Annotated in this window: 10 protein-coding genes; 8 read left to right on the plus strand and 2 right to left on the minus strand. The window is 38.4% G+C overall.

Annotated features, from left to right (window positions below):
* From V7659_RS25410 to V7659_RS25425, 4 genes are all read left to right on the plus strand, one after another.
* A partial coding sequence (locus V7659_RS25410; protein ID WP_335542898.1) for an NAD(P)/FAD-dependent oxidoreductase occupies positions 1–394 on the plus strand: 394 nt, incomplete at its 5' end.
* Positions 395–454: 60 nt separating this feature from the next.
* Entirely contained in the window at positions 455–790 is a 336-nt protein-coding gene (locus tag V7659_RS25415; protein ID WP_335542899.1) for a DUF1904 family protein, read from the plus strand.
* Positions 791–946: 156 nt separating this feature from the next.
* Positions 947–3,127, plus strand: coding sequence for a malate synthase G (locus V7659_RS25420; protein WP_335542900.1), 2,181 nt, complete (start codon positions 947–949; stop codon positions 3,125–3,127).
* 97 nt (positions 3,128–3,224) lie between these two features.
* The gene (locus tag V7659_RS25425) at positions 3,225–4,001 is read left to right on the plus strand and encodes a fumarylacetoacetate hydrolase family protein (RefSeq protein ID WP_335542901.1); all 777 of its coding nucleotides are present in this window, start codon (positions 3,225–3,227) and stop codon (positions 3,999–4,001) included.
* 252 nt (positions 4,002–4,253) lie between these two features.
* On the opposite strand, the gene V7659_RS25430 is transcribed toward V7659_RS25425, so the two are convergent.
* Positions 4,254–4,823 carry a dihydrofolate reductase family protein gene (locus V7659_RS25430; RefSeq protein ID WP_335542902.1) on the minus strand — a complete coding sequence of 190 codons (570 nt, stop codon included), beginning with the start codon at positions 4,821–4,823 and terminating at the stop codon, positions 4,254–4,256.
* 342 nt (positions 4,824–5,165) lie between these two features.
* Here V7659_RS25430 and V7659_RS25435 point away from each other — a divergent pair, with 342 nt between their 5' ends.
* From V7659_RS25435 to V7659_RS25450, 4 genes are all read left to right on the plus strand, one after another.
* Positions 5,166–5,759: a thermonuclease family protein gene (locus tag V7659_RS25435; RefSeq protein WP_335542903.1), complete on the plus strand. Its 594-nt coding sequence runs from the start codon at positions 5,166–5,168 to the stop codon at positions 5,757–5,759.
* An 89-nt stretch (positions 5,760–5,848) separates the two neighbouring features.
* Positions 5,849–6,169, plus strand: a complete 321-nt coding sequence (locus V7659_RS25440) for a hypothetical protein (protein WP_335542904.1) — start codon at positions 5,849–5,851, stop codon at positions 6,167–6,169.
* Positions 6,170–6,457: 288 nt separating this feature from the next.
* Entirely contained in the window at positions 6,458–6,808 is a 351-nt protein-coding gene (locus V7659_RS25445) for a rhodanese-like domain-containing protein (RefSeq protein WP_335542905.1), read from the plus strand.
* 489 nt (positions 6,809–7,297) lie between these two features.
* Positions 7,298–7,420 (plus strand): hypothetical protein, encoded by a 123-nt coding sequence (locus V7659_RS25450; RefSeq protein ID WP_335542906.1) that lies wholly within the window; start codon positions 7,298–7,300, stop codon positions 7,418–7,420.
* A 475-nt stretch (positions 7,421–7,895) separates the two neighbouring features.
* Here V7659_RS25450 and V7659_RS25455 read toward each other — a convergent pair.
* Positions 7,896–8,161: MTH1187 family thiamine-binding protein (locus V7659_RS25455; protein WP_335542907.1), on the minus strand; the 266-nt coding region annotated here is incomplete at its 5' end.

Raw genomic sequence — 8,161 nt, forward strand, 5'->3', positions numbered from 1 at the left:
AAAACCTTTTTTAAATTATACGATCAGCGGGTTAAGACAGGCCTATAATGGGGAGGTATTAATCGGATATTCCATGGAAGAAGAAGGCTTTAATAGAGCAACTACATTGGATGTCATTCAAGAAACGGCGAATATGGCTGTCCATTATGTTCCGCAATTGAGAAAAGCCAAGGTTGTTCGCGCTTTTTCAGGAATTCGAGCCATGCCGGAAGATGGTTTTCCTATTCTGGGGAATATCCCGGGTATTGAAAACCTTTATGTGGCCGCAACGCATAGCGGTGTAACTCTATCGCCGCTAATAGGAACGCTTATGACTGAATTAATTCTCGATGGGGAAACATCGATACCAATTGATCGCTATTCCATTAGTAGATTTGATATGGCCAATAGTTAAATTCGTGTCAATTTGAACATTGTGTTTAAAATTCATCATCTGGTTAAAGGAGGGATTTGTATGCCACATTTATTCATTAGAGGAGTTTCAGTTGATCAGGTTAAAACGATTAGTACTTCTTTAGTACAAGATTTGGCAGATTTATGTGCATGTGGGACCGATAATTTTACCTTAGAAATTGTCAATTCAACTTATATAAATGATGGCCATGAAGTTCCTTGCCATCCATTAATTGAAGTAAAATGGTTTGATCGCGGACAGGAAATTCAAAACCAATTTGCCAAAATTATAACCAAACGTATTCAAGCAATCGAAATTCCAGAGGTAGAAGTCGCATTCAGCACATTTCAGGAGTCTGCTTATTATCTGAACGGCAAGAGTTTTGCCTCATCGTGACATAAAGAATTGGTTATTTATTAAAATAACTTTTAAAAAAATGGCGTTCCTAAACAAATAACAGTTTGGGCACGCCATTTTTATAAAATTATTGAAATCAATTGATAATCTAGGTTCTACATAAATTTTTTAAGAAACCAAAGGAGGATATGTACGATGACACAATATGTACAAAAAGGAAAAATTCAAGTGGCTCTGGAACTCTATGAATTTATTAATTCAGAAGCCCTTCCAGGAAGCGGGGTGGATGAGAATCAATTTTGGTTCGGTTTTGAAGAGTTAATCGGCGATTTATCCCCTAAAAACAAGGAATTGCTGGCGGTCCGTGATGATATTCAAAACAAACTTAATACATGGTATCGCGAAAACAGTAAAGACTTTGACTTCCAATCCTATCATTCCTTTTTAATCAAAATTGGCTATCTTGAACCGGAAGTAGAAGATTTTGAGATTACGACTGAAAATGTCGATAGCGAAATCACTGTCCAAGCCGGACCGCAGTTAGTTGTCCCAGTCAATAATGCCCGCTACGCCATTAATGCAGCTAACGCACGATGGCGGAGCCTGTATGATGCCCTATACGGAACAGATGCCATCAGTGAAGAAGGGGGCGCGTTCCGTGAGGGGGGTTACAATCCTGTCCGCGGTGCAATGGTGATAGATTTTGCCAGGGCTTTTCTTGACAAATCCGCTCCATTGATAGATGCCACTCATAAGGACGCCGTTTCCTACACTGTAGCAGATGGGAAACTAAAGGTGACATTTACGAATGGTTCGACAGCTGGGTTATTAGATGAAGCAAAGTTTGTCGGCTTCCAGGGATCTAAGGAAGCCCCATCTGCCATTTTGTTAAAAAATAATGGACTTCATTTTGACATACAAATCGATCGGAATCATTTGATTGGTAGAACGGATGAGGCTGGTGTGAAGGATATTGTCCTTGAATCCGCAATTACAACCATTATGGACTGCGAAGATTCCGTAGCTGCAGTAGATGCTGAAGATAAAGTGCAGGTATATCGAAATTGGTTAGGACTCATGAAAGGAAACCTTTCCGCCACTTTTGAAAAGGGCCATAAGACGATAACACGGACGCTCAATCCGGACCGCCATTACCTATCTGCTGCTGGAGAGAAAATTACCTTGAAAGGCCGTTCCTTGCTATTTGTCCGCAATGTTGGACATTTGATGCCCAATAGTGCGATCTTAGATCAAAACGGCGAGGAAGTTTATGAAGGGATTTTGGATGCGGTAATTTCAAGTCTTATTGCCAAACATACGCTTTTAGGAAATGGGCCATACCAAAACTCGGAAAAGGGCTCTGTCTATATCGTTAAACCTAAAATGCATGGTTCAGAAGAGGTTGCATTTGCCAATAATCTTTTTGACCGCGTGGAAGAATTGCTTGGACTCGAGCGCAATACGCTAAAAATCGGTGTGATGGATGAAGAACGCAGAACCAGTTTGAACTTAAAGGCATGCATTAAACAGGTGAAAGAACGGATTGTCTTTATTAACACCGGGTTCCTTGACAGAACCGGTGATGAAATTCACTCTTCGATGGAAGCGGGCCCGATGATTCGCAAAAATGATATGAAATCATCGAAATGGCTTCAGAGCTATGAACAATCAAACGTGATTGCTGGACTTTCAAGCGGTTTAAAAGGCCGTGCACAGATTGGCAAAGGCATGTGGGCCATGCCTGATTTAATGGCGGAAATGCTGAAGCAAAAAATCGGTCATGTAAAAACCGGAGCAAATACAGCTTGGGTACCTTCTCCAACTGCTGCGACATTGCACGCATTGCATTACCATGAAGTAGATGTTAGAGAGGTGCAGAACCAAATGCTCCATCTGACTGCAGACTTTCGAGAGGATATCTTACAATTCCCAGTAGTTAAAAAAACATCCTGGACTCCTGAGGAAATTCAGGAAGAGCTTAACAACAACTGTCAAACTCTTTTAGGCTATGTTGTCCGCTGGGTTGACCAGGGCGTTGGCTGCTCAAAAGTATTAGATATCAATAATGTGGGATTAATGGAAGACCGTGCTACATTACGAATTTCCAGCCAGCATTTGGCAAACTGGCTTCACCATGGTATTTGTACGAAAGAGCAAATTCTTGACACATTGCAGCGCATGGCCCAAGTAGTAGATTTACAAAACGCAGGAGATGCTTTGTATCGGAACATGTCTCCGAACTATGACGAATCTGTTGCCTTCCAGGCCGCTTGCGAATTGATTTTTGAGGGCTATAATCAGCCAAATGGCTACACGGAGCCGATTCTTCACCGTAGACGTGCAGAAGCAAAGGCTAAGTTTGCCGTAAAACAATAATCGTTTCCGAAAAGTTAGGATCCAAGGCTGCTTTCAAAACGGGAGTGGCTTGAAAAAAGATTTAACTAGAAAACACTATTTGAGAGGGAGTATCGCAATGAAATACACTAGATTTACTCAAGGTTCTTCCATTTACACAGGTGTGATATCTGAAAACACAATACAAGAAATTAATGGAGATATTTTTGGTGATTGGGAGTATACGGGACAAATATTTTCTGTGACTGATGTAACACAGCTGGCGCCTATAAAGCCAAACCAAATTATTGGAATTGGAGCAAACTATGTTTCTAAACTTGAAGACCGACCTTCAGAGCTTCCAGAAATTCCAGTATTCTTCTTTAAACCAACATCCTCCGTTATTGGGCCTGAGGAAGATATCATCATTCCAGAAGGGATCGAAAAGGTGAAATTCGAATCAGAGTTAGCCATTGTCATTGGTAAGGAAGCTAAAAATGTTCCTGAATCAGATGTGTTGGATTACGTGTTCGGATATACGGTTGGAAACGATGTAACAGCTCCTCAATTTTTTCATCAGGACGGGCATTGGACCATTGGTAAGTCCTTTGATACCTTCACACCACTAGGGCCTGTTATTGAGACAGAATTAGATCCATTTTCTGTGAAGGTGGAAGCAAGACTGAATGGTGTGGAGAAGCAAAATAGTGCAACAGAGCTAATGATTATTCCGATCCGAAGAATGGTATCCTATCTGACAAAAGTGATGACACTTAAGCCGGGGGATGTCATCCTGACTGGCAGTCCGGTTGGAGCAGAGTTTGTCACTGCCGGAGATACTATTGAATGTAAAATTAATGAGATTGGGACATTAAGCAATTCATTTGTATTGGCACAAGAGCAGGTTAAATCTTAATCATACTAAATAAGTGAATTAATTTTGCGGCATTACGTTATATTGTGTCATTGCTTTTAATGCACATTACTTTCTATCGTTAGCTATTCATTCAAATGGATAGCTATTTTTTGGCTCTGTCAATATTAATGTTGATAATTCCATAATAATTAAGGAAAAACCCATAAATAATGGGTTCCCGCTTAGTTGAAAAAGTGAAACTACTGTCGAGTATTACTGTGAAATAATTTATCTTCGGGGTGAGAGATATTATTAGTCACCATTCCAATGATAGATTAGTTGCACAACGCCAGACGAGAATGTTCTTGTATTAACCATTTTTAAATTTATTATCTGTTTTATATCAACAAACATCGGTTTTCCTTCTCCCAAAACAACAGGGTGAATAGATAATCTAAATTCATCAATAAGCCCTAAATTTATAAAAGTTGTAATGAGACTTGCTCCACCATATAGCCAGATGTCTTTACCAGACTCTTTCTTCAATTTATTTACTTCTTCAAGAATATTATCATTTATAAATATTGCATGATTATCAGGCTCTTTTTGTGTTCTGGAAAACACATATTTTTTTTTACTATGAACTAATTTCCAAATTTCCTTTTCGGTATCAGAGTTCTCACTTTTTGGAAAATATTGTCCCCATAATTCGTAGCTTTTTCTACCATATAAAATAGTATCAATTTGATTCAAAAAATCAGTGAACCCCATATCAGGGTCCATAATGCACCAATCAACCTCTCCATTTTTCCCTTCTATAAACCCATCTAACGTAACTGCTAAATCTAAAATTATTCTTCTCTGTTTTATGTTATTTGTCATAACTCTTCTTCCTTTTATCAATCAGATTTTGATTCTTCTGCCCCGTGAATAAGGATTACACAACGAATGTAGATAATCGTAGGTTATACCTAATTTCGAATGTTTGTTCTTATCCTAATTTTATCAATTAATCGGGCAGGTATCAAATATCAACATTTACGCTTTGACCTACCCTGTCCTTTTTCACTTTTTATTTCTATATAGAAGAGAGCGGATGACCCAATCGTGGGAATCACGCATCTAACATGAAATCACGAGAAAACCTTGAACGAGGAGGTTTTTTGTTTTAGTGATAAGTTAGAAACCTTGCCTTGGAAGGGAGAAACTAAGGAGGAGTAGAACATGAGAAAGAAATTAGCGGGAGGGGCCTTCATCGTAGCAGCATCACTTTTTGCTGTCCATCCTTCAGAAACAATCACAGGTGAAAATCGTCAAGTCAACCATACTGCCAAGGATGTGCCTACTGGAGAAGTGAGGGATCAGGCTCCTGAGAAAATTCCTATTACACTAGTTCAAACCATCGATGGGGATACGATTAAAGCAAGAGTAAAGGGAAAGGTTGAAACCATTCGTTATTTACTGGTCGATACCCCTGAATCGAAAAAGCCAGGAACGTGTGTCCAGCCATTTGCAGCGGAAGCTTTTCAAAGGAATAACGAGTTGGTAAAGGAAGGAAGTCTATCGTTAGAGCTTGAGGAGGGAACGAATAGAGATGCATACTGTCGACTGCTTGCTTATGTGTACGTGGATGGGCGGTCTGTTCAAGAAACGCTGATCAAGGAAGGTTATGCACGGGTGGCGTATATTATGGATCCACCCTATAAATATCTTAACCTATATAAAACAGATGAAAATCTTGCAAAGAAGAGCAAATTAAGGATTTGGGGTAGGAAGGACTATGTGTCGTATATGGGGTTTATTGGGTGTGTTCGATAGGGAAAAAAGCTCTAATATGCTAAAATTAGGGCTTTTTTTGTTGAAACTGGAAAATAAAACCACTATAGTAAAGTGGGAGGAGATTATATATGAAAACGTTCGATTTTAAATCAGGTACAAAGGTAATGGTTGACGAGACTCAGATAATCATTGAGAGATCTGGCGGAAAAAGTGCGATGAAAGGTTTGTTCGCCGGGAGAGCAATGGGACAAATGACAATTAAAATGTCAGCCCTAACAGGATTGATATACTATGCTGATTATTTGGTGATCTGTGCATCTGGACTCCCTTCGCCAAACGATTTCAAAATAACAAGCATTCCTGAAATTAAACAGTATCCCAATTGCGTGGTTGCAAAAGAGCAGGAATTAGAAGAACTCTATCAATACCTTAAGGGTTTTATCAAATAGACAAAATGAAATTTCGGATCGTATATGTTAACTGTTGACCAAAGACTAAGTATTTTTGAAAGCTTTACTAACTTAAGAAATAGATTGGAAAAGATAGCATGAGTAAATTATTCTTTGGTTGATTCCAAAAACAACAAAGAAGGAAGTAAAACCTTGAAAAAGTGCTATCTTGTATCATAAACTTGTACAAAGGACGATAGTTATGGGGTCATTCCCCCTTTGCTGTACACCTTACTAAACTGAGAGTCTGCCCCAATTTTCAATTCAATAAATAAAGGAGTAGTTAACATGTCGCTTAAAATAATTTCGCCGAAAGCTCTTGATGAAAAACTTCAAAATAATGAACCAATCTTTCTCCTGGATGTACGTGCTGAAGAAAAATACAATGATTATCATATTACAGATCCAAATATCATTAATCGGAATATCCCTAAGAATATAATCTTTGATCTTGAGAAGAATGGAGAAGAAGGGCTGCAATCTTTGCCCCAAAACAGTGACATTTTCATTACTTGTACAACCGGAAATTCCGCCAGGAAATGTGCGGAAATTTTATCCAAAAAGGATTACCAAGTTACATTACTTGATGGCGGGATTACCGCTTGGAAACAATACATAGACACAAAACACAAAGACTAATAGAAAATATCAAGAATTTCATGGAATTAACATGTTTGAATAAAGGGGATAGGGTCAGACTCTCAATGTGCTAGCGCTTTAGGACACTGTGGGTCTGACTCAGATTTTGGAACAGCCAACGCGCTCTTTGTCATCTATGCTGGGGGATATTCACGTAACACTCGAACGCTGACTTGCACCAAAGTGTCAGCTCTCTGTGGATCAAGACGAAACGGTACTTTTTCTCATCAACGAATTTGTGTGCTTTTATTGGAATTTATTGTAACAAGGAGTTAATTGTCAAACAATTCTTTACGATTTAAATTAGGGTTGCCAAATTAGGATTGCTACGGCAGTCTTTTTTGTTATATAAAAACGCTAGAATGAACAATCGAACTTGTTTGAATGAGAATATATTAAAGAAAGAAATAAAAGAAATTTCGTAAGCACATTCCACGTACGAATGAATCACTTGTTAAATAAACCAAGTTTAAAGGGGTGATAGGGTAATTGGAGCGAATGAAAATAAAAAGAATTGCAGTCGATTCCATCCTATATACAGAAGTTGACGATTGTGAAACAGATGATATTACAGATGATTGGGATGTTCAATTTGAAGGAGCTGAAAGTTAATATCAATGGCTAATGCCTTCAAATTTTATATCCGGAAATAATCCACATTTATATCATTTGAGATTAAATGAATTTAGGTGGAATAAGTTATTGCTAATTTTTCATAATAGTTTAATTATAGTATTTCTCTAACCAAAAGGAATGCTAATGCCGCCGAATAATAAGTTCATTGGTTGATATAGGTTTGTGATCCAATGTACTTAAACGGGTGCTTGAGTTCAAGAATGATCGCTGCTGCGATCTTTTTTTATTCAAGTAACGGCAGGTTAGTGGAGGAAGGAATCCGATTAAGCTCCGTTTATTAGGGGCACCTATATTTAGAAAAAAGGCCTCTACGTCAAAACATAAAATATGTCTTGGATCGTAGAGGCCTGATTACTTATTTGTCCTTTTGAAATAATCGATCAAAAGAACCAATAGTTGAAGTATTTCATTTGACTGGATACATATATGGTACCGCTTGGAAGGAGATTTCCTAACCCATATGTTTCTCAATCTTTTCAATCTGCTGATCCATATCCATTTGTTTATCCGTACGATGGTCAATATTAATATTGGTAATGATTCGTTCCGGACCCACTTCGAGTGCTTTTTGGTGCATTTCTTTGGCCGCTTCCCACAAATCGTCGATGTCGCCTTCTAAAACGGTTGATGTTGGTGTCACCTCATACTTTAAATCTTTTTCCATAATGACCCGTACTTCATCGGTTACCTGCGAACTGAAACTTGGAGAATTTGTTC

The organism is Neobacillus drentensis (genome assembly GCF_036966985.1).
In the GTDB taxonomy this organism is placed as follows: Bacteria; Bacillota; Bacilli; order Bacillales; family Cytobacillaceae; genus Neobacillus; species Neobacillus drentensis_E.

What these genes read in the sequence shown, in the direction of transcription:
- V7659_RS25415 (WP_335542899.1), top strand. Translation starts at nt 455, where the DNA reads ATGCCACATTTATTCATTAGAGGAGTTTCAGTTGATCAGGTTAAAACG.
- V7659_RS25420 (WP_335542900.1), top strand. Translation starts at nt 947, where the DNA reads ATGACACAATATGTACAAAAAGGAAAAATTCAAGTGGCTCTGGAACTC.
- V7659_RS25425 (WP_335542901.1), top strand. Translation starts at nt 3,225, where the DNA reads ATGAAATACACTAGATTTACTCAAGGTTCTTCCATTTACACAGGTGTG.
- V7659_RS25430 (WP_335542902.1), bottom strand. Translation starts at nt 4,823, where the DNA reads ATGACAAATAACATAAAACAGAGAAGAATAATTTTAGATTTAGCAGTT.
- V7659_RS25435 (WP_335542903.1), top strand. Translation starts at nt 5,166, where the DNA reads ATGAGAAAGAAATTAGCGGGAGGGGCCTTCATCGTAGCAGCATCACTT.
- V7659_RS25440 (WP_335542904.1), top strand. Translation starts at nt 5,849, where the DNA reads ATGAAAACGTTCGATTTTAAATCAGGTACAAAGGTAATGGTTGACGAG.
- V7659_RS25445 (WP_335542905.1), top strand. Translation starts at nt 6,458, where the DNA reads ATGTCGCTTAAAATAATTTCGCCGAAAGCTCTTGATGAAAAACTTCAA.